The organism is Chlorobium sp. N1, from assembly GCF_004332115.1.
Classification (GTDB): domain Bacteria; phylum Bacteroidota; class Chlorobiia; order Chlorobiales; family Chlorobiaceae; genus Chlorobium.
In genome coordinates this window covers 155970-176675 of sequence record NZ_SJPA01000002.1, presented here as the reverse complement: position 1 = coordinate 176675, position 20706 = coordinate 155970, and the positions used below count along the sequence as shown (strand labels likewise).

23 protein-coding genes are annotated in these 20706 nt (G+C 61.7%); 15 read left to right on the top strand and 8 right to left on the bottom strand.

Going from position 1 to position 20706, the window contains the following annotated elements; genetic code table 11:
- Positions 1 to 188: 188 nt before the first annotated feature.
- From E0L29_RS04205 to E0L29_RS04195, 3 genes are all read left to right on the top strand, one after another.
- Entirely contained in the window at positions 189 to 1301 is a 1113-nt protein-coding gene (locus E0L29_RS04205) for an XRE family transcriptional regulator (RefSeq protein WP_131355153.1), read from the top strand.
- A gap of 26 nt (positions 1302 to 1327) precedes the next feature.
- The gene (locus E0L29_RS04200; protein ID WP_131355150.1) at positions 1328 to 1825 is read left to right on the top strand and encodes a PIN domain-containing protein; all 498 of its coding nucleotides are present in this window, start codon (positions 1328 to 1330) and stop codon (positions 1823 to 1825) included.
- 118 nt (positions 1826 to 1943) lie between these two features.
- Positions 1944 to 2603: a phospholipase gene (locus E0L29_RS04195; RefSeq protein WP_131355147.1), complete on the top strand. Its 660-nt coding sequence runs from the start codon at positions 1944 to 1946 to the stop codon at positions 2601 to 2603.
- Here E0L29_RS04195 and mazG read toward each other — a convergent pair.
- Positions 2584 to 3399 carry a nucleoside triphosphate pyrophosphohydrolase gene (gene mazG, locus E0L29_RS04190; protein WP_131355144.1) on the bottom strand — a complete coding sequence of 272 codons (816 nt, stop codon included), beginning with the start codon at positions 3397 to 3399 and terminating at the stop codon, positions 2584 to 2586. The genes E0L29_RS04195 and mazG overlap by 20 nt on opposite strands.
- Positions 3400 to 3521: 122 nt before the next feature.
- Between mazG and E0L29_RS04185 the strand changes: the two genes are divergently transcribed.
- The 4 genes from E0L29_RS04185 to E0L29_RS04170 all read left to right on the top strand — a co-directional run bounded on the left by E0L29_RS04185 (position 3522) and on the right by E0L29_RS04170 (position 8990).
- Positions 3522 to 4220 (top strand): SDR family oxidoreductase, encoded by a 699-nt coding sequence (locus E0L29_RS04185; protein ID WP_131355141.1) that lies wholly within the window; start codon positions 3522 to 3524, stop codon positions 4218 to 4220.
- Between the two features lie 239 nt (positions 4221 to 4459).
- Complete coding sequence (locus E0L29_RS04180; protein WP_131355138.1) at positions 4460 to 5734, top strand: DUF4143 domain-containing protein; 1275 nt, start codon at positions 4460 to 4462, stop codon at positions 5732 to 5734.
- A gap of 53 nt (positions 5735 to 5787) precedes the next feature.
- The gene (gene mnmE / locus E0L29_RS04175; RefSeq protein ID WP_131355135.1) at positions 5788 to 7203 is read left to right on the top strand and encodes a tRNA uridine-5-carboxymethylaminomethyl(34) synthesis GTPase MnmE; all 1416 of its coding nucleotides are present in this window, start codon (positions 5788 to 5790) and stop codon (positions 7201 to 7203) included.
- A gap of 296 nt (positions 7204 to 7499) precedes the next feature.
- Entirely contained in the window at positions 7500 to 8990 is a 1491-nt protein-coding gene (locus E0L29_RS04170) for a hypothetical protein (RefSeq protein WP_131355132.1), read from the top strand.
- 96 nt (positions 8991 to 9086) lie between these two features.
- On the opposite strand, the gene E0L29_RS04165 is transcribed toward E0L29_RS04170, so the two are convergent.
- The gene (locus tag E0L29_RS04165) at positions 9087 to 9881 is read right to left on the bottom strand and encodes an RNA-directed DNA polymerase (RefSeq protein WP_131355130.1); all 795 of its coding nucleotides are present in this window, start codon (positions 9879 to 9881) and stop codon (positions 9087 to 9089) included.
- A 281-nt stretch (positions 9882 to 10162) separates the two neighbouring features.
- Between E0L29_RS04165 and E0L29_RS04160 the strand changes: the two genes are divergently transcribed.
- Positions 10163 to 10447, top strand: a complete 285-nt coding sequence (locus E0L29_RS04160) for a type II toxin-antitoxin system Phd/YefM family antitoxin (protein WP_131355127.1) — start codon at positions 10163 to 10165, stop codon at positions 10445 to 10447.
- Positions 10448 to 10461: 14 nt separating this feature from the next.
- Complete coding sequence (locus E0L29_RS04155) at positions 10462 to 10776, top strand: type II toxin-antitoxin system RelE/ParE family toxin (protein ID WP_242664277.1); 315 nt, start codon at positions 10462 to 10464, stop codon at positions 10774 to 10776.
- A gap of 331 nt (positions 10777 to 11107) precedes the next feature.
- Here E0L29_RS04155 and E0L29_RS04150 read toward each other — a convergent pair whose 3' ends face one another.
- Positions 11108 to 12022, bottom strand: a complete 915-nt coding sequence (locus tag E0L29_RS04150; RefSeq protein ID WP_131355121.1) for a prohibitin family protein — start codon at positions 12020 to 12022, stop codon at positions 11108 to 11110.
- Between the two features lie 282 nt (positions 12023 to 12304).
- Positions 12305 to 12574, bottom strand: coding sequence for an AraC family transcriptional regulator (locus E0L29_RS04145; RefSeq protein WP_131355118.1), 270 nt, complete (start codon positions 12572 to 12574; stop codon positions 12305 to 12307).
- A gap of 201 nt (positions 12575 to 12775) precedes the next feature.
- Here E0L29_RS04145 and E0L29_RS04140 point away from each other — a divergent pair, with 201 nt between their 5' ends.
- Positions 12776 to 13447: a DUF1847 domain-containing protein gene (locus E0L29_RS04140; protein ID WP_131355115.1), complete on the top strand. Its 672-nt coding sequence runs from the start codon at positions 12776 to 12778 to the stop codon at positions 13445 to 13447.
- A gap of 4 nt (positions 13448 to 13451) precedes the next feature.
- Here E0L29_RS04140 and E0L29_RS04135 read toward each other — a convergent pair whose 3' ends face one another.
- Together E0L29_RS04135 and E0L29_RS04130 are read right to left on the bottom strand one after the other, a co-directional pair.
- Positions 13452 to 13865 (bottom strand): septal ring lytic transglycosylase RlpA family protein, encoded by a 414-nt coding sequence (locus E0L29_RS04135; protein WP_131355775.1) that lies wholly within the window; start codon positions 13863 to 13865, stop codon positions 13452 to 13454.
- 113 nt (positions 13866 to 13978) lie between these two features.
- Entirely contained in the window at positions 13979 to 14473 is a 495-nt protein-coding gene (locus tag E0L29_RS04130; protein ID WP_131355112.1) for a septal ring lytic transglycosylase RlpA family protein, read from the bottom strand.
- 399 nt (positions 14474 to 14872) lie between these two features.
- On the opposite strand from E0L29_RS04130, the gene E0L29_RS11515 reads away from it, so the two are divergent.
- The 4 genes from E0L29_RS11515 (at position 14873) to E0L29_RS04115 (ending at position 18266) form a co-directional block, all read left to right on the top strand.
- A complete protein-coding gene (locus tag E0L29_RS11515; RefSeq protein ID WP_165498821.1) occupies positions 14873 to 15067 on the top strand; it encodes a hypothetical protein in 195 nt (64 codons plus the stop codon).
- Complete coding sequence (locus E0L29_RS04125; protein ID WP_131355109.1) at positions 15064 to 16995, top strand: potassium transporter Kup; 1932 nt, start codon at positions 15064 to 15066, stop codon at positions 16993 to 16995. Before E0L29_RS11515 ends, E0L29_RS04125 begins: the two co-directional genes overlap by 4 nt.
- A 130-nt stretch (positions 16996 to 17125) precedes the next feature.
- Positions 17126 to 17800, top strand: coding sequence for a PAS domain-containing protein (locus E0L29_RS04120; protein WP_131355106.1), 675 nt, complete (start codon positions 17126 to 17128; stop codon positions 17798 to 17800).
- Positions 17801 to 17972: 172 nt separating this feature from the next.
- Positions 17973 to 18266 (top strand): hypothetical protein, encoded by a 294-nt coding sequence (locus E0L29_RS04115; protein WP_131355104.1) that lies wholly within the window; start codon positions 17973 to 17975, stop codon positions 18264 to 18266.
- Positions 18267 to 18273: 7 nt separating this feature from the next.
- Here the strand turns inward: E0L29_RS04115 and E0L29_RS04110 are convergent, their stop codons facing one another.
- Positions 18274 to 18507, bottom strand: a complete 234-nt coding sequence (locus tag E0L29_RS04110; RefSeq protein WP_131355101.1) for a hypothetical protein — start codon at positions 18505 to 18507, stop codon at positions 18274 to 18276.
- Positions 18508 to 18525: 18 nt separating this feature from the next.
- Entirely contained in the window at positions 18526 to 19869 is a 1344-nt protein-coding gene (locus tag E0L29_RS04105; protein WP_131355098.1) for a pentapeptide repeat-containing protein, read from the bottom strand.
- Between the two features lie 132 nt (positions 19870 to 20001).
- Here E0L29_RS04105 and E0L29_RS04100 point away from each other — a divergent pair, with 132 nt between their 5' ends.
- Positions 20002 to 20703: an SDR family oxidoreductase gene (locus tag E0L29_RS04100; protein ID WP_131355095.1), complete on the top strand. Its 702-nt coding sequence runs from the start codon at positions 20002 to 20004 to the stop codon at positions 20701 to 20703.
- The last annotated feature ends 3 nt before the right edge of the window (positions 20704 to 20706 follow it).

Genomic DNA, 20706 nt, shown 5'->3' with positions numbered 1-20706 from the left:
CCGCAGGAGACTGCGGCCCCTTGGCGTTGTGGGTGTTTTCATCCTGCGTCGAACGCAGGTCGTTCCGGAAACTCCCCGGACCTGCCAGTCCCCCTGCTCCTTCGTACTCCTGTTTGTTGAAAAATACTGCTTCGCTTTATTTTGCAGTATGGTATATTTATGGTTATCAGAACAACAGGAGGGTACCAATGGATTTGCGACTGCTTGCCGGGAATGTGCGCCGGCTGAGGGCCAGGAGGCGCTTCAGCCAGAAGGAGCTTGCTGAAGCCGCCGGCCTTTCGCTGCCGGCCATCAAGAATCTCGAACTGCAGAAAAGCGAGCCGCGCATGAGTTCGCTGCAGGCGATCGCCAGGGCGCTGCGGGTGCCCCTGCACGATCTTTTCACCCCGGTCCGCCAGATGCACACCGTCCGCTTCCGTTCCGCAAGGCGGATGCAGAACCGCGAAAACGTCCTTGCCGACGTGTCGCGGTGGCTCGATGACTACGAGTTCCTGGAGCGATGCCTCGACATGGCGGAACCGTTCAGGATCGGGGCGCTCCGGGAGAGCTGTTCCGGAGAGAGGGCGGCCGAGTGTGCCGCGCTCTGCCGGGAAGCGCTGGGACTGAAGCCGACCGAGCCCATCCACGATATCTGCGGGCTTCTCGAGGATGCCGGGGTGAAGGTGCTCTCGGTTCCGATGGCTTCGGACGGGTTTTTCGGCCTCTCGGTCGGAGAGGGGGACGGCGGTCCGGCGGTGGTGGTGAACATATGGGAGCGGATTACGGTCGAGCGCCGGATTTTCAGCGCGGCCCATGAGCTCGGCCATCTCATGCTGCATGCGGGGGCCTACGATGTCGGTATCGTCGAAGAGAGTGAGGGCGAAGAGCGTGAGGCCGATGCGTTTGCAGGCCATTTCCTCCTGCCGGACGAAGGGTTTCGCAGGGAGTGGGAGGAGTCGGCGGGACTGCACTTCGTCGACCGGGTATTCAAGGTTAAGCGCATATATCGGGTCAGCTACAAGGCGGTTCTCCACCGCCTTGTCGAGAACGGTGCGGCCGATCGCTCCATCTGGCCGAAATTCAACGCGGCCTATCAGCGTCGCTTCAACCGGAGCCTTTCCGGCAGGGAGGAGCCGTCCGGGATGGGGGCTTCCGAGCCTGTCGGGATGAAGAGCGTCGACTTTTTCGAGGACCGCTTCAGCCGTCTTGCGCGGGAGGCTCTGGAACGGGAGGAGATTTCGCTTGCACGGACCGCTGAAATGCTCCGTGTGGGCATTGAGGAGATGCAGGAATTGCTGCGGGATTGGGAGGCGGTGAGGTGACGGGCACGCCCTCATCAAGTGAGGCGATGCTGCTTGACGCCTGTGTGCTGATCGATTTCATAAAGGCGGACAGGGCGGTCCTGGAGCTTCTGACACGCTATGTTGGAGGGCTCGCTGTCATCGGTCCTGTTCTGGATGAGGTCAAAGATATCAATGACGAGAGTGAGCTTGTCGAAGTGGGGGTGATCATTCTTGAGCCGGCTCTTGAGGATGCGTATGCTGCCGGCAGTCAGTCTGGCCCCTTGTCGTTTGAGGATCGGCTTTCTCTTCTCACCGCAAAGCGGTATGGACTGTTTTGCGTGACCAACGACAGGCGCCTTCGCAGGGAGTGCGCAGCAGAGGGGGTTACGGTCAAGTGGGGGCTGGAGCTTGTTGCGGCACTGCATGAAGCTGGTGGTATGTCGGCAACCGAGGTTATGGCAATCGCACATGCTATCCGGGAGTCGAATCCGAAACATATCACAACGAAGATCGTTGAGCGGTTCGAGGCAGTCATCCGGCGCCAGGATAGTCGACGTCTGTGACGTCTGACATGGTGCATCATGCCAGACAGTGGATCTGTTCTGATTGGCCTGATGCTGCTCGTAAGGCTCGAAGCAGGTACTGACTCTGGGTATTATGAAAGACGGGAGAGATGTTGCCATGGTGAAGGAATACCGCCTCAACGCGCCGGCTGGAGGGCGGTATCTCGTCCGGCCCGCCGGTGGCGGCGCGCCCTCGCCGCTCCTCGTGGGGTTCCACGGCTGGGGGCTCCGAGCGGAGGACGAGCTGCGGCTGCTTAGGTCGATCCCCGGTTCCGGCGGATGGTCCTGCTGCGCCGTCGAGGGTCTCTATCCGGTCACCCGCCGCGACGGGGAGGAGGGCAGGAGCTGGATGGCACCGAGCGAGCGGGAGCGGCGCATCAGGGAGAACGTGGGGTATGTGGACGGGGTGATTGAGGCTGTCCTGGGCTCTTTTCCCCATGACGGGCGGCTGGTGCTGCACGGGTTTTCCCAGGGGGCGCAGATGGCGGTGCGCTCGGCTCTTCTCGGCCGGCACGGGGTCTCCGCCGTCATGATGGTCGGCGGGGACATCCCGCCCGAGTCGACAGGGCTTTCCGGAATGGGGCGGGTGCACATCGCCCGGGGGACCCGGGACCCGCTCTACCGTGAGGAGCTCCATCTTCAGGATCTTCGGCGTCTTGGGGCGGACGGGGTGGACGCGGAGGGGCTGGTGTTCAGTGGCGCCCACCATCCGGAGGCGGTGTATCTGGAGGGTGCGGGGGCATTCCTGCGGGGAGTGCTCAGCCGTTCTGCCCTTTAGCTTCCCGCCATAGGATGTCGAGTTCTTCAGGTGTGAAGCTCCGCCACTCACGTCCGCTTTCCTGCACCTGTTCCTCCACACGCTCGAAGCGCCCGATGAACTTGGCGGTCGAGCGGCGCAGTGCGTCCTCGGGGTTGGTGCCGATGAAGCGGCTGTAGTTGACGAGGGTGAAGAGGATGTCGCCGAACTCCTCCTCCCGCTCTTCCGGGGTGGCGGCCTCCTCAAGCTCCCGGACCTCTTCGGAGAGCTTCTGGAGCACGCCCTGGCCGGAGGGCCAGTCGAAGCCGACCCCTGAAACCTTCTTCTGCACCCGGTAGGCCCTCAGGAGCTCCGGCATCGCCTTCGGCACCCCTTCGAGCAGCTTCTTGCGCCCCTCCTGCATCTTCAGCGACTCCCAGTTCTTCAGGACGTCGCCCTCGGTTTCGGCCGTGGTGTCGGCGAAGACGTGCGGGTGGCGGTGGATGAGTTTGCGGCAGAGGCCGTCCATCACCTCCTCGAAGGTGAACTTTCCCGCCTCCCGGCCGAGCTCTGCCTGGAAGCAGACGTGCAGGAACAGGTCGCCGAGCTCTTTTCTGAGTTCCCTCTCGTCTCCCGAGTCGATGGCGTCGACCAGCTCGTAGCTCTCCTCGAGCAGAAGGTGCGCGAGTGACTCCGGGGTCTGTTTCCGGTCCCAGGGGCACTCCCGGCGAAGCACCCGTACGAGGTTCATCACCCGTTCGAACTGCTCCTGAATGGTGCGTTCCCGGCTGCTTGCGATCTCCCGCTTCAGTGCTTCGGAATCCATGGCGTTCTTCATCGTGGAAATGGTTGGGGTCGGTATGGGGGGGGATGGGTCCCTGCAAGTTACCAATTCCTGCGGGGATTCCGTATACTTCCAGCATCCCCCCTTGCATAAGAAAATGAAGGAGCCATTGAACCATGGATATCAGGGATGCAGTCGTCGTCGTGACCGGATCGAGCTCGGGAATCGGGCTGGCGCTCTCCGAAGCACTTGTCGAACACGGAGCCTTCGTCTGGGGGCTCAGTCGGCGCAAGACCGTGATTGCCGGCGGTGAGGGCCGGGGCTCGTTCCGCTGGGTGGAGGCCGACCTGGCCCGGCCGGACGCGATCGAAGCCGCGTTCGGCCGCATCCGGAGGGAGAGCCCGCCGATAGACGCGCTCGTCAACAACGCCGGCTGGGGCGAGTTCGGCGACATGGAGAAGCTCTCCACGGAAAGCTGGCAGGGGATGCTTGCCGTCAACCTTTCCGCGCCGTTTCTTGCCGTGCAGGAGGTGCTTCCGGAGATGAAGAAGCGGGGGCGGGGCACCATCGTCAACGTCGCTTCGGTCGCCGGCCGGCAGCCCATCAGGGGCGCCGTGGCCTACTGCACCACCAAGTACGGCCTCGTCGGGTTTTCGGCGACGCTTCGAGAGGAGGTGCGCGCCGACGGCGTCAGGGTCACCTGCGTATGCCCCGGCGCGGTCGACACCCCGTTCTTTACCTCCACCTCGATCCAGCCGGAGCCGCGCATGGGCGTGCACGGGGTGGTCGAGGTCATCATCGCGGCCATCGCCGCTCCCGACGACGTCCTGTACGAGGAGGTCGTCGTCAGTCCCCTTAAACCACTTGTCATGTGACCCTTATGAGCGCACGCGGGGTGTTCGCCGTCGCCGACCGGGTGTTCCGGAGGAGGGACGACGCGGCCTTCAGCTTCGCCGAAGCAGAGGGGTTCACGGCCGACTTCGCCCTCCTTTCCTGTCGTCGGTATTGTTTTGTTTGGCGAAATGGTGTAGTATAAGGCGGTGAAATGGTATCTTATGGTATGGCGAAACGGGATACTGGTGGCCCCGGTGAACAACGATGACGAGGACCGGAGATGCAGAAATATCAGAAAAGAGTTGTCGATGCCGAGCTTGACGAGCTGATGGCCATGCTTCCCGCAATAGCACTGGAAGGGCCCAGGGGGGTCGGGAAAACAGCGACAGCCCAGGAACGATGCCGGACATTCTTCGGTATGGATGATCCTGCGATGCGGGCAATAGCCGAGGCCGACATGGCTCAGGTACTGAAGCGGGAGCCGCCGGTGCTTGTCGATGAATGGCAGAAAGTCCCCTCATCCTGGGACGGCGTAAGGCGCTCGGTCGATCGGGACCCGACACCCGGACGCTTCCTCCTGACAGGCTCGGCAAGCCCTGCGACCCCGCCGACCCATTCCGGTGCCGACAGGATCGTCTCATTGAGAATGAGGCCCATGTCGCTTGCCGAGCGGGGCGTCGGCTCGCCCTCTGTCAGCTTGGGCGAGCTTCTCAAGGGAGACCGGCCCGATATTGCCGGTTCGACCGAGGTGGGGCTGGCCGACTATGTCCATGAAATAGTCCACTCGGGATTTCCTGCCATACGCCCCCTGGCCGGACGCGCCCTTCGCCTGCAGCTGGACGGATACCTGCAGCGTATCATCGATACCGATTTCCCCGAACAGGGGCATCTCGTGCGCCGTCCGGACCAACTCTACCGATGGCTGGCGGCCTATGCCGCGGCCACCTCCACGACGGCATCGTTCGAAACCATCCGTGATGCGGCTTCAGGCGGGCAGCAGGAAAAGCCGGCCAAAAAAACCACCCGGCCCTATCGTGATATTCTTGAACGGCTCTGGGTCGTCGATCCCGTGCCGGCATGGTTGCCATCGAGGAATCGGCTCAATCGACTGGCGCAGCCCCCGAAACACCATTTGGCCGATCCTGCCCTTGCGGCACGTATTCTCGGTCTTGACGAGGAGGCCCTGTTGAGCGGAAAGAGTGCTTCGCCGAGCATTTCTCGGGACGGCGCCCTGTTGGGAAACCTGTTCGAATCACTCGTTACGCTCGGCATCAGGGTTTTTGCCCAGGCGGCCGAGGCTCGGGTCAGCCATTTGCGCACCCAGGGAGGCCGTCAGGAGATCGACCTCATTGTTGAACGTGCCGATCAGCGCGTCATCGGTATCGAATGCAAACTCAGCAGCAGTGTCGACGACGGTGATGTCCGTCACCTGTTGTGGCTCCGGGAACAGCTGGGCGAGGACATGCTTGATGCGGTGGTCGTTTACACCGGCAGGTATGCGTATCGACGGCCGGACGGAGTCGCCGTCGTTCCTGCCGCCCTGCTTGGAGCATGAGCCTGTTGAACGAAGACCCATAGTCCCCTATTGCATCCATGACCGGAAACGACATGACGAAACAGACCGTCCGCCAGGAAGAACCGATAGCCGCCATCGCCACGCCCGTCGGTGTCGGCGCCCTTGCCATCGTCCGCATGAGCGGGCGCGGGGTGTTCGCCGTCGCCGACCGGGTGTTCCGGAGGAGGGGCGGCGGTGCGTTCAGCTTCGCCGAAGCAGAGGGGTTCACGGCCCACTTCGGCACCCTCTCCGACAAAGGTGGGATGGTCGACGAGGTGATCGCCCTCGTCTTCCGCGCGCCCTCCTCCTTCACGACGGAGGATATGGTGGAGTTCACCTGCCACGGGGGTCCCGTGGTGGTGCGCCAGGTGCTGCAGGCGCTGCTCGACGGCGGCTGCCGGCTCGCAGAGCCGGGCGAGTTCACCCGCCGCGCGTTCCTCAACGGACGCATCGACCTGCTCCAGGCCGAGGCGATCGGCGAAATGATCCATGCCCGCACCGAGGCGGCCTGCCGCACCGCGGCCACCCAGATGCAGGGCGCGCTCTCCCTTCGCCTGCAGGAGATGCGCGAGGGGCTACTGCACTCCTGCGCCCTGCTCGAGCTCGAGCTCGATTTCAGCGAGGAGGACGTGGAGTTCCAGAGCCGGGAGGATCTCGAGGCTTCCGTGCTCCGGCTCGAAGCGGAGATCTCACGCCTCGTCGAGAGCTACCGGGAGGGCCACATGGTGGCCGAAGGGGTCTCGACCGTCATCGCCGGGCGGCCGAACGCGGGGAAGTCGACGCTGCTCAACCGCCTGCTCGGGGAGGAGCGCGCCATCGTCAGCCATATGCCGGGCACTACCCGCGACTACATCGAGGAGTGTTTCGTGCATGAGAAGACCATGTTCCGCCTCACCGACACGGCGGGCCTGCGGGAGTCCGGAGAAGAGATCGAGCACGAGGGGATCCGGAGGAGCTACCGCAAGATCTCCGAGGCGGATCTCATCCTCTATATGCTCGACGTTTCCGGTGAGGATGCGCCGGACGAGGCCCGGGCCGCCGGCCGGCTTCGCCGGGAGCACCCCGAGGCGCGGATGATCCTCGTCGCCAACAAGACCGACCTTGCTCCGGACGGGTCTCTTCGCGTCGCTGAGCTCGAAGAGCTTTCCGGTTGCCCTGTGGCGGGTATGGCGGCAAGGAGCGGCGAGGGTGTCGAGGAACTCAAGGGGCTCATGGCCTCGATGGTCGAAGGGCTCGACAAGCTCCAGGAGGCGAGCGTGCTCGTCACCAGCCTCCGCCACTACGAGGCGCTGCGCAACGCCGCCGACTCGCTGTGCAACGCACGGCAGCTCATCGAAGCGGGCGAGGCGACCGAGCTCATCGCCTTCGAGCTGCGTTCGGCGCTCGATTACGTGGGCGAAATCACCGGCAAGGTGGTCTCCGAGGAGCTGCTCAACACGATCTTCAGCCGGTTCTGCATCGGGAAGTAATGCGGGATGGCTCTGTGCCTCTTCCATGCGCAGAGGGCTTCGTTTCGGAGTAACCCCTACACTGTTTGCCGCTCACAATCCCGCTGATTTTTCCGCCCTCTCCCTGCCCACGCCCTGCCGCTCTCTTTTTGCTGTCGAAAAAAAAGAGTATACGCAAAACGGAAACTTGTACGCATTTGCGAAGTGGTTCGTTGGTTTTTGGTCTGATTTTGTATCTACCGCACTTCCTGAGCCCCCTTAGGGGGAAAGGTCACAACCATCACAACGCAACCATAGAGCCGCCTGAAACAATTATCATGAAAAAGAATTTCCGACATATCCTGATCGGCATGGCGCTGGTCTCGAGTCTTGGTCCCAAACCACTCGTTGCCATCACTACTGATTCCGCCGCCGACGTCTTTGCCAGCGGGGCATATGCAACTTCCATCAAGAACGAAGCCCTGCTTGCTTCTTCGGCAGAGAATCCTTCTGAAAACCCTTCGCTTCCTTCCGCGTCCTTCGCTACTGCTGACGGCACGGTGAACGGCAGCGTCGGTTCTGAGTCCAGCAGCATCAGCTACCGTGGCGACGAGTCGTGGCTGTCTGCCGAGCTCGGCCTCGGGTACTACAACCCTGCATGGGGCGAAGACCGGATCCGCTATCATCTCGGTATGGCTACCATGGTGACGGACAATTTTGCCGTCGGTCTCCTTGGTGACCATGATTCCTACAAGCGCGACATGGTCCTCAACACCGTCTGGCAGACTCCGCTCGACGGGTTCCGCCTGAAGCTTTCCGGTGGATACATGTGGGGCAAGCAGGACTACACCTTCTCTGACGGCGTCCACTCCCAGGACCTGAAGCAGTTCAGCTGGGTCGCCGCCGGTGAGTACATCGTTCCTGAAGGTGACTCAGCTCTGGGGCTGCACTCTCTCGGCATGAGTGCCTGGGGTTCACGTGCCAGCGACGAGTCCGGAGACGAGTATCAGCTCAGCGAAGGCCGCCTCTTTGGTGTGTCGGCCGATACGCAGGTAGCACTCCTCAGCAACCTCGTTGCAAAAGGTTCCGTCGGTTATGAGGAACTCGATTTCCCCCTTGCTGATGCACAGAAGGAGAAGAACACTGATCTCTACACCGATCTTGTTGTTACCTGGGAGCCGGTGAAGGCCCTCAGGCTCGATGCGGAATGGAAGAACGGCGTGAGTGAGGACAGGTACAGCATCGGGGCAGCAAGCGGGCCGGTGAAGTTGAGTTCTTGGTACAGCCGGGGCCATGCAGAGCTGGCTGATGAGAAGGGTGTGACGCTTGCATTCATGCAGTTAATTGGACCCACAAATTCTCATGTCCCTTCATACAACCTCGCAGACAGATTAAAGCAAGTACGTAGCGAGACATATCAACACTACCTCCATGATGTAATGACGGAGCCGGCGACGATTCCGATGGAGTTCTTAGCACGGTCCCCTCATTCCACTGTAGTTCATCCCGCTGAAGTAACATTGGTTACTGCGAACGCCACGTTCGAAGTCATCGCCGCATTCTCGAATTGGGTAGATCTGGACCTCACAGGAGGAGACTACTTTATTGAGGACCCCAAAGGTGATGTTGACGTCTACATCGATAACGAACCACTTCCTGTCCTTGCAGCTGCGAATGTTGAATCAACTAGGAAGCTCCGGCTCAAGCTACCCTCAGGTACTGACTGCCACACTGTTTCCAACATGCAAATCAAGTTCAGCGCACCACTCCCAACCAATGACAACAAAACAGGAATCGATATCATAAATGCGACTCCCCAGGTTAAATAGTGCAGGCGGGACGCCCTACCTCGCGTTAGACATTGTTTAGAGGTTCGCTAATGCTAATAATGTTAGATCATGTTCGATGCGTTTTTTATACTATGTTCAGTCAACAGCGCCCAGGAGATCTCCTTCTGGGCGTTGTCTTTTCTCCCCCATCAGTTCCCCAACCCCTCCACACAGCCAGAGCCGCCACCTGATGACATACTGCCGGAGCCGGTCTTTACCGGCTCCTTGCTCATGAAGCCGGCGGATATGCATGTTCCTGCGCCTGATGCTTTCCGTGGATGGTTGCAGGCCTTCAGTGGCTGAGACCCTGTAGCCGAGGAAGTCGAACCCTCCTTTGGTTCTGCCGATGAACCGTTTTTGGTTGGTATGGACGGTAAGCTTGAGCTCGCCGAGTACCCGATACATCTCCTTGATCGCTTTCCTCAGTTTCCACCTCGTATCGGCGAAGATGAAGAAGTCGTCCATGTAGCGGCGGTAGATGATCCCTCCGCCCTTCTCCCGCTGCTTCATGGCCGTATCGAGTGGTAAGAGGTAGAGAGCGCCGAGCAACGGATAGATCACCCCTCCGGCGATCATCCCCTTTCCGCTGGCGCTCATGTCCGGAAGCTTCAGGTACTCCTCCACGACAGCAATGCTCTCTTCTCCGGCTCCGTTTCTCTTCAGAAGATCCAGCAGTGCCTCGTGGTCGATGCTCTCGTAGTAGTGGCGGATGTCGAACCTGGCAATGAACGGGTACCGGCGGCTCATGTGATGGGCGATGCCGACACACCGTTTCGCCCCTCCGTGTCCTTTCACATGCATGCAGGATCGAGAGAGGGTCTCTTTGAGTTCGCCCTGGAGTCTCGGCTTGAGCTGCCGGAGCCTCACCATGCTCGAATAACTCCATCTCACGAAGGAGTGTCCGTCTGCATTCCATGTGGAAATCAGTCTCAAGACTGTCTGGTGCTCGAGTTATGGGAACTGATCCGGCTTTCCATTGGTATGTCACTTTTTCTGCCCACGCAACTCCTTCCTTATAAAATAGGTCACGGGCAAAAAAAGTGACATTCCCGACCTGGGTCAGTATGGTAGTGCCTCGTGCAACAGATCGGATGCTTTTATAGCCAGTTTGCCTTTCTTGTAAAGATGACTATAATTCAGCCTGACTTGTGGTCAAAACTCGGGAGACAACAATGAAATACAGTGACTCGATCAAGCCGATAAGCTATCTCAAAGCCCATGCTTCAGAGCTTATCAGGGAAGTTTGTTCCAGCGGGGAAACCATGATCATAACCCATCATGGTGAGGCGCGGGCTGTACTGCAGGATGTTCGTACGTATGAACAGACCCAGGAAAGCCTGGCGCTGCTCAAGATTCTTGCGCAGTCGACGGAAAGTATTGCCCGTGGGAATTTCCGTCCCGTTGAAGAGTCGTTCGACTTGATCCGGAAGCGCATTGACGAAAAGAGGCCCGTATGAAGAGCCGGGTGCATATGGCTGTTGATGCGGAAGAGGATATTCTCGCTATCTGGCGGTATGTTGCCCATGTCGATTCCGTCGGCAGGGCCGATCGGCTGATTGACGAGTTGAGGACATCATGCCTTTCGCTTTCGGCGTTTCCGGATCGGGGGCACCTTCCTCCGGAGCTGGAGCGTATCGGCATCGGTGAGTTCCGTGAAATCCACTGCAAGCCCTATCGAATCATCTATCGCCTCGTCGAGGGAGACGTATTCGTCCACTGCGTTCTTGACGGCCGGCGCGATTTGCAGCTGTTGCTTGTTGAGCGGGCCATACGGCCGCGCTTCTAGCCGGATCAGACGCGTAGTTCCGGGATTGCATGAATCTCCCGTCGCGCTGTTTTCTTGGTATTTCTCCGTTTGGGTTCCCTTTAGCGTGCGGTCCTGATTGACGAACAGCCGGAGGCCGGCCTGTGGCATATTGTCCCTGCTGATCCGGGAATGAGGTTTCGGGACTGCACGGATGATCGTTCATATCGCGACGGAAACCGGTGCGCTCTCCCTTCGGGGAACTGTGGCGGCGTGGCGCTTTCGGGGGGGGGATGTCTGGCGGGAAGGCACGGTCCGGCCATGCGGATCAGGGCGTGAGGTTCCTGATCCGCATCGTCGGGGCGTTGCGGCGTTACTTGTCGCCGATGAGCATGGAGGCGTTCTTGCTCTCACCGAGGATGATGACTTTCGAGTTCTCGGTCTTCACGAGGTTCTGCAGCACCTTGATCTCCTCGTATTTGAGGAGCTTTTCGTTCAGCGATTCCGAGATGGTGCGCTGGTAGTCGGAGATGCCCTTGGCCTCCACGCGCTTGCGCTCGGCCTCCTGGGTCTCCTTCTGCAGGACGAACTGCATCTTCTGGGCCTCCTGTTCGGCGTTGATCTTGGCTTCGATGGCCAGTTTCACCGATTCGGGCAGGGAGACGTTGCGCACCAGCAGGTTTTCGAGGATGATGCCTCGCTTTTCGAAATCCTTGCTGATGCTCTCGAAGATGTTCGCCTGGAACTCGTCGCGTTTTTTCGAGTAGAGGTCGATGGCGTTGTACATCACGGCGTTGTCGCGGATCCTGGTCCGGGCGGTCGGGCGGACGATCTTGTCGATGTAGGTGTAGCCCGGCCCGATCTCGCGGCGGATGGCGGGGGCCTGTTCAGGGTTGATCCGGTAGAGCGCGGTCATGTCGATGGTGACCTCGAGGCCGTCGGCGCTCAGCACCCTGATCGGGCCGTCGCTGAGCTGCGAGCGCTCCTGTTCCGAGTCGGACATGGTGTAACTCTGGGTCGTGATGTCGAACAGCTCGACTTTGGCCAGCGGATTGATGATGTTCAGGCCGCTTTTCAGTGTGGCGGCCTGGACCTTGCCGAAGAGGTTTTTCACGCCCACCTTGCCGGGCTCCACGATCCTGACGGCTGAAGAGAAGATGCCGATGAGAACGACCACGACTCCTGCGATCCTGAGGACGCCTGCCATTCTTCGGACGGCGGGGTTGTTTGTGGGGTTGGCCATGGCGAGGAGGAAAAGGGCGAGGCCGAGGAGGATGAAAAGGCTCATGAGGGGCTGGGGTTTGGGGGTGACTGTTGACACATTGCTCTCCCGTCAATGTAGCTTTTAACGGTGACGCGGCCCATTTTGTTCATCGTGGGTGCCGGTTCCGGCGATTTCGAACAGGCGGCGCCTCGTCATTGAGTGTGCACGTGCAGTGCTCTAAAGACCCGCCTGAGCCGCCGGGCTTTGTGCTGTATGCCTTGCGCTTGATACGGGATGTTGTTCCATTGCTGAAAATAGCTGACGCCACAATCTTTCGGCATCCCGGGTCGGAGGATGATTGATCCGTTACTGGCGAATGCTGCCGGGCGTGTAGCCGAACTGTTTGCGGAAGGCTGTGGTGAACTGGTTTACATGGGTGTAGCCGTATTTGAGGGCGATGCCGACACACCGTTTCGCCCCTCCGTAACCCTTCACATGCATGCAGGAGTTCGAGAGCCGTTGCCGGAGTTCGCCCTGGAGTCTCGGCTTGAGCTGCTGGAGCCTCACCATGCTCGGATACCTCCATCGTACGAAGCAGTGTCCGTCTGCATTCCATGTGGAAATCAGTCTCAACATGGCTCGGTCTCTGGTATGGTGCGATTCATGATGGATTGGTATTGACGCTTACGGTGGCATGTCGGTGCCGTTGTTCGAAGAGGGGGGGCTACCGGAGGGCTGCAGGGTGCCATGTCGAATTATTATGCTTTATTGAGACTAATGGCTGATGCCTGTCTTTAACCAATGGCGTCCTTCGGGCGCGTTTCTCCGTGATGGATTATGGCTACAGAGAAGAGCGAAGGTCCGGCCCACGAGCCCGGTTGCTTCGAGTGCGGCACCCTCAACTGCTACCGCCGTGAAGGCGAGTTTCCTCCCTTCTGCCCCGGCGAGGCGCTGGACGACGAGGCGCTCCGGCGCGTTGCCGCCGAATACGGAGGGGAGTCGATGGACGCCAGGGTGTCCCGGGCGGCGGCCGAGGTCGAGGGGCTGTTCTACGGCAAGCTCACCCGGGTCGAGGAAATCATCGAATTCGCACGGAGGATCGGCGCCCGCAGGGTCGGCATCGCCACCTGCGTGGGTCTCATCGGCGAGACCCGGCTTTTCGGCAGGATCCTGAAGGCGAACGGATTCGAGTACCGGGCGGCGCTCTGCAAGGCCGGCTCCCTCGACAAGGCGGAGGTGGGCATCCCCGAGGAGCTGAAGCTGAAGCCCGGGCAGTTCGAGGGGGCCTGCAACCCGATCCTGCAGGCCCGGCTGCTGAACGACTGGAAGTCCGACCTGAACGTGGTCGTCGGCCTCTGCGTCGGCCACGACGCGCTTTTCTGCAAACACTCGGAGGCGCCCGCCACGACGCTCATCGTCAAGGACCGGGTGCTCGGCCACAATCCCGCCGCGGCGCTTTATACCAGCGCCTCATACTACAAGAGGGTGATGGAGAAACGGCCGGAGTAGCCGTTCAGTCGATGGTTTCGATGCGGACCCTCGCCGTTCCGCTCCTGATGATGCCGATCTTCCTGGCCGCGGCCGGCGAGACGTCGATGATCCTTCCTTTCCTGAACGGTCCCCGGTCGTTGATGCGCACGACCACCTCCCTGCCGTTCGAGAGGTTCGTGACCCGTACGCTGGTGCCGAAGGGGAGCGTGCGGTGCGCCGCCGTCAGGCTGTCCCGGTCGTGCTTTTCTCCGCTGGCTGTCCTGCGCCCACTGAAGCGGAGCGCGTAATAGGAGGCCCTGCCTTCGTCGACGAACGAGGGAGCGGCGTGCATGCCGGCGACCGCCGCAGTGTCGGGCGTGCTTTCCTGTGCGGCGGGGGCTGAAGGGGTTGCCGCGACGAGAAGCGCCGCGGCGGCGAGTCTTTTGATCGGTCTCATTGCTGCCATGGGGGCGGGCCTGGTTGAGGCGATGCTGCTGTCCTTACTCCTCAATGTACGACATAATCGGCCGTCGCCTGCGGTGCGGCGGCCTCCTTTTCCGCTGGTGCCTCTCAGCCGCTGACGGCCTCTTCCGGGTTCGATTCGAACGCCTCGAGCTTCACCTCTCCCGTTCCCGGCCTGATGAGGCCGATCTCGCGGGCAGCCTCCCGCGACAGGTCGATGATCCGCCCGTCGATGTACGGGCCGCGATCGTTGATGCGCACCACCACCTCTCTGCCGTTTTCCATGTTGGTCACCCGCACCCAGGTGCCGAAGGGCAGGGTGCGGTGCGCGGCCGTCAGGGCGTTCATGTCGAAGATCTCGCCGTTGGCCGTCATGCGGCCGTGGAAGCGTCCGGCATAGTATGAAGCGATTCCTTCGGTCACGAGGAAGAGGCCGCAGCTGCTGTCGACGGCGGTGTGCTCGGCAACCGCTTCGCATTCGGGTGCCGTTCCGGCGTCGGTGCGAGGGGCCCTGTCGGACAGTTGGAGCGAGCTCTGGCAGGAGGTGAAGGTGCCTGCCGCCAGAAGGACGAGAAGGGGGAGGGCGTGTTTCCTGATGCCCATGAGGTGTTGGGTTTGGTTCGCGTTCAGCCTGCCGCGCATGTGCCGGGAGGCCCTCCGTATGAATAAAAATCGGCTTGATATTCATGCGGGTTCGTCCGTTAATATACGGCTGCGCCCCGCAGTTGTGCAAATCCGGCCCTCCGCTCCCATGGTTGTAGGCTGTGGTGGCTGTTTCTATGGGGGTTTTCCGGGTTCGGCCTATGCCGCTTGCTTTTGTTTTCCTCTTTGTTTTTGAAAGCATTCCGGCCGAAATGGCGCGTTCCGATTCTTTTATTGTGAATAGTATTCGTTGTTGCGGGGGGTTCCGCCTCGCGGAGTTCCCGCTTCGCATTGTTTGGTTTGGCAACTATTGCCTATATTGCCACCTGCACAGAGGTGCATCGCATTGAACGATTCCGTATGCAGACAGCAAGACCCGTTATTGTTGCCCCGATATTTGGCGCCGCCGGCAATCCGGCCCTGCGCCATCTCCCCGTGACGGGCATCCGCATCTCTACGCCGGCCCGGAGCCGGCAGTCGCTTCCCGACCGTTTCCGATTATGCGGCCCCCGGGCCTCAGCGGAGGCGACCCTCCACCTTCCCCTTCACGAATGAGCATTCCATCCAAGACAGGCGAGCCGGAACTGCATGGCGCCGGCGCCGTTCCGGCCGGCCAGCAGGGACTCAAGAAATTCGCGGGGCTTGCGCTTGCCGCACTCGGCGTGGTGTTCGGAGATATCGGCACCAGCCCGCTCTACGCCATCAGGGAGTGTTTCCACGGCGAGTACGGCATCGCGGTCAACACCGCCAACATCCTCGGGGTCCTCTCGCTCCTGTTCTGGGCGCTGATTCTGATCGTGAGCCTCAAGTACCTGACCTTCATCATGCGGGCCGACAACGAGGGGGAGGGAGGCATCCTTGCGCTCACCGCCCTCATCATCGGCCAGTGCATTGAAAAGAAGCGGAACCGCTGGGCCCTCGTATCCATAGGTCTCTTCGGTTCCTCCGTGCTGCTCGGCGAGGCGATGATCACGCCTGCCATCTCGGTGCTCAGCGCTACGGAGGGTCTGCAGATCATCGCCCCGGCGTTTTCCGACATGGTCATTCCCGCGACGGTCGGCATCCTTGCCGGGCTGTTCCTTTTCCAGCATAACGGAACGGCGCGGCTCGGAGCGCTGTTCGGGCCGATCATCCTGCTCTGGTTCTTCTGCCTCGGCACGCTCGGGATCATCGAGATCATCAAATACCCCCAGATCCTCCAGGCTGTGATGCCCTGGCACGGAATCAACTTCCTCATCAGCAACAAGCTGCACGGCTTCCTGGTGCTCGGCGCCGTCTTCCTCGCCGTCACGGGCGCCGAGGCGCTCTACGCCGACATGGGCCATTTCGGGCGCCGCCCGATCCGCCTCACCTGGGTGCTCTTCGTCCTGCCGGCGCTGCTCCTGAACTATTTCGGCCAGGGCGCCTTCCTCATCGCTTCGCCCGAGGCCGCAAGCCACCCCTTCTATGCGCTCGTTCCCTCCTGGGCGATGATTCCGATGGTGCTGCTGGCCACCGTGGCTACCGTCATCGCCTCGCAGGCGCTGATCACCGGAGTGTATTCCATCACCCAGCAGGCCATCCAGCTCGGCTATCTGCCGCGCCTGACGGTGACCCATACTTCCGCCAGCCACTTCGGCCAGATCTATGTGCCGGCCGCCAACTGGGCGCTCATGGCCGCGACCATCGGCCTCGTGCTCGGGTTCGGCTCCTCAAGCAGGCTGGCCGCAGCCTACGGTGCCAGCATGACGACCACCATGCTGATCTCGACCATCCTCTTTTTCTTCGTGGCCCGCGACCTCTGGCAGTGGAGCCGGCCGCTGACCTGGACGCTGGTGGTGCTCTTTGCCGTGATCGACCTCTCCTTTTTCGGCGCCAGCATGAGCAAGCTCTTCCACGGCGCATGGTTCCCGCTTGCCGTCGGCCTCGTCATGTTCACCCTCATGAACACCTGGAAGCAGGGCCGCAGGCTCCTGCTCCGCCAGCTCAAGGACCGCACCCTCACCGTCGACGAGTTCATGCAGAGCCTCGCCCTGCAGCAGCCGCAGCGGGTGCAGGGGCAGGTGGTCTACCTCACCGCCAACCCCGACGTGGTGCCGATCGCGCTCCTGCACAACCTCCGCCACAACAAGGTGCTGCACTCCGAGGTGGCCATCTTCCACTTCAGCACGGAGCGGGTGCCGAGGGTGCCGAACAGCCGCAAGGTCGAGGTCGACCGTCTCGGCGACGGCTTCACGCGCGTCATCGCCCGCTACGGATTCCTCGAGTACCCCAACATCAGCCAGGTGCTGGCGCTGGCCAACCACCTGGGGCTGAACTTCAAGCCCGAGGGCATCAGCTTCTTCCTCAGCCGCGAAAAGATCGTCGCCGGCGAGAAGACGAAGATGTTCCCTTCACGCAAGAAGCTCTTCGCGCTCATGGCCCGCAATGCGCTCAGCGCCACGGCCTACTACGACCTTCCCTCCGGACAGGTCATCGAGATCGGCGTACAGGTCCAGATATAGCCCGGCTTCCGGCCGGCGGCATGCACTCTTGTGCATAAAATCGCAATTATTTCTATATTGGATATAGTCAGTATAGTGTTCCGCCGCGGTCCGCAAGCCGGCAGAAGTCCAGGTATACCAGGGTTACGCCATGAACTCCTCCATCACCCCTCATAACGTCTCCATGCAGCGAGGTTTCAGCCAGCGCCTGCGCGAGTACATCCTCCAGAAGCACGGTTCGATCAACGCCTTCTGCAAGGCTGCCGACATCAAGTATCCCGCGCAGATGACCCCCTACCTGAAGGGGCGCTGCCAGCCCGGCAAGAAGATGCTCGACCGGCTGCGCCAGGATGGCGCGGACATCGAATGGCTGCTCAGCGGGCACTCCACGGCAATGTCGGCCGACCCGCTCGGCAACGCGCTGGTGCTCTCGCGCTACCGGATGGACCTCGAATCGCTGCTCCGCCAGGTCCGCATCCACATGGGCCGCTACGGCGGGGCCTATACGCCGGTGATCGAGGCCTATGCGGTGCTTGACCACTCTGCGCGCATCGTGGAATTGACCGGTTCGATCGAGCGTTTCCTGGCATACGAGAAAAACGCGCTCTACGAAGCCCGTCTCGACAGCCTCATCCATCCGGAGGACTATCCCGGCGTCGAAAGCGCGCTGCACGAAGAGCGCCCGGAGGAGGGGATCCTCAACTTCAACTCCAAGTTCCTGACCGGTGGAGGAGAGTACATGGATGTGGAGTGGAGCCTCTACGTGAAGAACCGCCCGATGTCGGACATGCAGGAGTACGCGATGATCCTGCGCAAGAGCAGCTGAGCGCCTACCGTTTTCTCTTTTCACGCCGCGTTTCCCGCCCGTCCGGGGCGTACGGTTCCCGATTCGGGAAAAAGGAGTGTTTTGTTGTGGATCCGATTTTTGTTAACATACTGGTTTATTCAACACAATATGTATCAAACTTCCGGCCGAAGATGCCGGAAAGGAGGTCGAGATGATCCGTCTCAGGGTTGGTGACACCATTGTCTACCACAAGCCGAAAAGCTCATTCAGCCCCGGTCCCCGGGCGCGCCAGGTCTATCCGCTCGCCCGGGGGGAGGAGTACCATTACGTGGTCGACAAGTTCTGGACCGTCACTGCAATCAACGAGGACGGCACCGTCGATGTGGTCACCCGCACCGGCAAGACCCACCATCTCAAGGCCGACGACCCGAACATCTCGAAAACGGGCCTCATCGACCATCTCATGCACCGGAAGCGCTTCCCCGTGCTCGAGGACATGAAGTAAGGGGACCTCAGTCCTCGGCCTCGCCCGCCGGTTCGTGCCCGGCCCGGAGGTGATGCGCTTCGGTTTCATACCACAGCGGCTTTTCATTGCGCAGCATGCTGACGACGACCTGGAACTCTCCGGGATCGCTGAACGCGTGGTTTTCGATCAGCTGGCTGCTCGAGTCGTACAGGGCGATGCGCCCCGTATGGTTCTTGATATCCCACCTGCTGTAGTAGCTTGCGACCAGGATGTTTGCCATGCGGCTTCCTCCGGCTGGTTATTTGTTCGTGGTGAAACGCGCGCGGTTCATGGAGGCCCAGCCCCTCGTCGCCTTCCGGCCAGACGGGAGGATGGTCGTTTCTGATACCAGGGCATCGGTGAAGTCCGCGTCCATGACATTGGCCCCCTCGAGGTTGGCGCCCCTGAGGTCCGAGCCCGTGAGGTCGGCGTCGAAAAGCGACGCTCCCGTGAGGTCCGCCCCTGCGAGGTCCGTGCCGGCGAGCGTGGCGCCGTAGAGCATGGTTCCCCTGAGGCTCGCCCCCGAAAGATCGGCATCCTTCAGGAACGCCCGGTCGAGGTTGGCGCCCTCGAGGTTCGCTCCCTGGAGCCGTGCGCCCTTCATGTCCGCTTTCCTGAGCTCTGCGCCCCTGAGGTTCGCATTGCGCATGTCGGCGTTGTCGAGCGTCGTTCCGCTGAGGCTGCTCTCCGCCATGTCGGCCTCCCGCAAATCGGCGCCTTCGAGCGAACTGCTCTCGAGCTTCTCCTTCTTCAGCTCCACCTTCATTTCCGGGTGCTGTCGGCGCATCCGGTTCCATGCCTCGACGTCTTCGAAGAGCACCTCCTGCTGCTGTGCCGCCGCGACGGCCGGCATACCGCCCCCCTTCGTCGCCGCTCCGGGTTTCGGGACCGCAGGCGCGACATGCTCGACCGCGGGCTTTTCCGGCCAGGAGCGGGTGCTCGGCGGAGCCCCTTTCAGGAACCGTGCGCGGTGGCGCGTGCACCAGCCCGCATCCGCGTTCTGGCCGGAGGGGAGGATGGTCGATGCGGTGAAGGTGGCGCCGTCGAGGTTGGCGTTCGGCAGGAAGGTCGCCCCCCCGAGGTTCGCCCCCGAAAGGTCAGCGCCCGAGAGGTTCGCTTCGAAGAGCACCGTGTTCTGGAGGTTGGCGCCCGACAGGTCGGCCTGTCGGAGCGACGTCCAGCGCAGGTTCGCGCCGGCGAGGTTGGCCTCCCTGAACCGGGCCCCGTTCATGAACGAGCTTTTCAGGTTGGCTTTCACGAGCCAGGCGCGGCTGAGGTCCGCTCCCTTCAGGTCGGCCTTGCCGATGAAGGCCATCTGGAGGTTCGCCTCGCGCAGGTCGGCCCCGTTCAGGTTCGCACCGCCGAGTTCCGAACGGACGAGGACCGTGCGCCGCAGATCCGCCCCCTTGAGATCGGCATCCTCCAGGTCGGCCTTGTAGAGGTCGACGGGCGTGCCGCCGTCCCGGGTGCGCATGGCGTTCCAGCCGGCCGTGCCGCCGCGGAGGGTTGCGAGCGCCTCCCGGTCGAAGGCGCGGGCGCCGGAGGGGGCGATGAGGATGAAGAGGAGGAGGGCGATTGCTGCTCCGGTCGGTCGGTGCTTCATGGCGGACGGGTCTCGTTGGTGGGGGTATGAAGGAAAAGTAATGAATTCCCGGCGTCGGGAGAAACTTTTGCCGGCACGTTCAGGGTTCAGGGTAGGGTATCCGGTAGGTAACCCCAAAACGCAGGAAACACAATGGAAGGAAGCAGTCAGTACAGGGATGTGGTGCTCGTGGCAGGCGCGAGCGGACGCACCGGAAAGTGGGTGGTCAGCCGACTTCGCCATTACGGCGTGCCGGTCAGGGCGCTCGTGCGCTCCCGCGAACGGGCCGGGGATTTCGGGGAGGGGGTGGAGATCGCGGTGGGATCGCTGCAGGACCGCCGCTCCCTCGAGAAGGCGGCCGGGGGCTGCGGGGCGGTGATCTGCGCCGTCGGTTCCAGCGCGCTCTTCGGCGACTCCTCGCCTTCTGAAGTGGACCGCGACGGCGTCATCCGGCTCGCCGACGCCGCGGCGGCGGCCGGCGTGCGGCATTTCGGGCTCGTCAGCTCACTGGCCGTCACCCGCTGGTACCACCCGCTCAACCTCTTCGGCGGCGTGCTCTCGATGAAGTTTGCCGCAGAGGAGCACCTGCGCGCGCTCTTCTCCCGCGATGGGCGCAGCTACACCATCGTCCGCCCCGGCGGGCTGAAGGAGGGTGAGCCGCTCCGGCACCGGCTGGTGGTCGGACAGGGAGATCATATGTGGTCGGGCTGGACCTGCCGTTCGGACGTCGCCGAGCTCCTCGTGCTCTCGCTCTGGAACCCGAAAGCCCGCAACCGCACCTTCGAGGTGGTGAGCCTGAAGGAGGAGGAGGAGCCGCAGGAGAGCCTCGCCTACTGCTACGACGGGCTGTCGTGAAGA

Excerpts from the sequence above, each read along its gene's own strand:
- E0L29_RS04205 (WP_131355153.1), top strand. The coding sequence starts at position 189 with ATGGATTTGCGACTGCTTGCCGGGAATGTGCGCCGGCTGAGGGCCAGG.
- E0L29_RS04200 (WP_131355150.1), top strand. The coding sequence starts at position 1,328 with ATGCTGCTTGACGCCTGTGTGCTGATCGATTTCATAAAGGCGGACAGG.
- E0L29_RS04195 (WP_131355147.1), top strand. The coding sequence starts at position 1,944 with ATGGTGAAGGAATACCGCCTCAACGCGCCGGCTGGAGGGCGGTATCTC.
- mazG (WP_131355144.1), bottom strand. The coding sequence starts at position 3,399 with ATGAAGAACGCCATGGATTCCGAAGCACTGAAGCGGGAGATCGCAAGC.
- E0L29_RS04185 (WP_131355141.1), top strand. The coding sequence starts at position 3,522 with ATGGATATCAGGGATGCAGTCGTCGTCGTGACCGGATCGAGCTCGGGA.
- E0L29_RS04180 (WP_131355138.1), top strand. The coding sequence starts at position 4,460 with ATGCAGAAATATCAGAAAAGAGTTGTCGATGCCGAGCTTGACGAGCTG.
- mnmE (WP_131355135.1), top strand. The coding sequence starts at position 5,788 with ATGACGAAACAGACCGTCCGCCAGGAAGAACCGATAGCCGCCATCGCC.
- E0L29_RS04170 (WP_131355132.1), top strand. The coding sequence starts at position 7,500 with ATGAAAAAGAATTTCCGACATATCCTGATCGGCATGGCGCTGGTCTCG.
- E0L29_RS04160 (WP_131355127.1), top strand. The coding sequence starts at position 10,163 with ATGAAATACAGTGACTCGATCAAGCCGATAAGCTATCTCAAAGCCCAT.
- E0L29_RS04155 (WP_242664277.1), top strand. The coding sequence starts at position 10,462 with ATGGCTGTTGATGCGGAAGAGGATATTCTCGCTATCTGGCGGTATGTT.
- E0L29_RS04150 (WP_131355121.1), bottom strand. The coding sequence starts at position 12,022 with ATGAGCCTTTTCATCCTCCTCGGCCTCGCCCTTTTCCTCCTCGCCATG.
- E0L29_RS04145 (WP_131355118.1), bottom strand. The coding sequence starts at position 12,574 with ATGTTGAGACTGATTTCCACATGGAATGCAGACGGACACTGCTTCGTA.
- E0L29_RS04140 (WP_131355115.1), top strand. The coding sequence starts at position 12,776 with ATGGCTACAGAGAAGAGCGAAGGTCCGGCCCACGAGCCCGGTTGCTTC.
- E0L29_RS04135 (WP_131355775.1), bottom strand. The coding sequence starts at position 13,865 with ATGAGACCGATCAAAAGACTCGCCGCCGCGGCGCTTCTCGTCGCGGCA.
- E0L29_RS04130 (WP_131355112.1), bottom strand. The coding sequence starts at position 14,473 with ATGGGCATCAGGAAACACGCCCTCCCCCTTCTCGTCCTTCTGGCGGCA.
- E0L29_RS11515 (WP_165498821.1), top strand. The coding sequence starts at position 14,873 with ATGCAGACAGCAAGACCCGTTATTGTTGCCCCGATATTTGGCGCCGCC.
- E0L29_RS04125 (WP_131355109.1), top strand. The coding sequence starts at position 15,064 with ATGAGCATTCCATCCAAGACAGGCGAGCCGGAACTGCATGGCGCCGGC.
- E0L29_RS04120 (WP_131355106.1), top strand. The coding sequence starts at position 17,126 with ATGAACTCCTCCATCACCCCTCATAACGTCTCCATGCAGCGAGGTTTC.
- E0L29_RS04115 (WP_131355104.1), top strand. The coding sequence starts at position 17,973 with ATGATCCGTCTCAGGGTTGGTGACACCATTGTCTACCACAAGCCGAAA.
- E0L29_RS04110 (WP_131355101.1), bottom strand. The coding sequence starts at position 18,507 with ATGGCAAACATCCTGGTCGCAAGCTACTACAGCAGGTGGGATATCAAG.
- E0L29_RS04105 (WP_131355098.1), bottom strand. The coding sequence starts at position 19,869 with ATGAAGCACCGACCGACCGGAGCAGCAATCGCCCTCCTCCTCTTCATC.
- E0L29_RS04100 (WP_131355095.1), top strand. The coding sequence starts at position 20,002 with ATGGAAGGAAGCAGTCAGTACAGGGATGTGGTGCTCGTGGCAGGCGCG.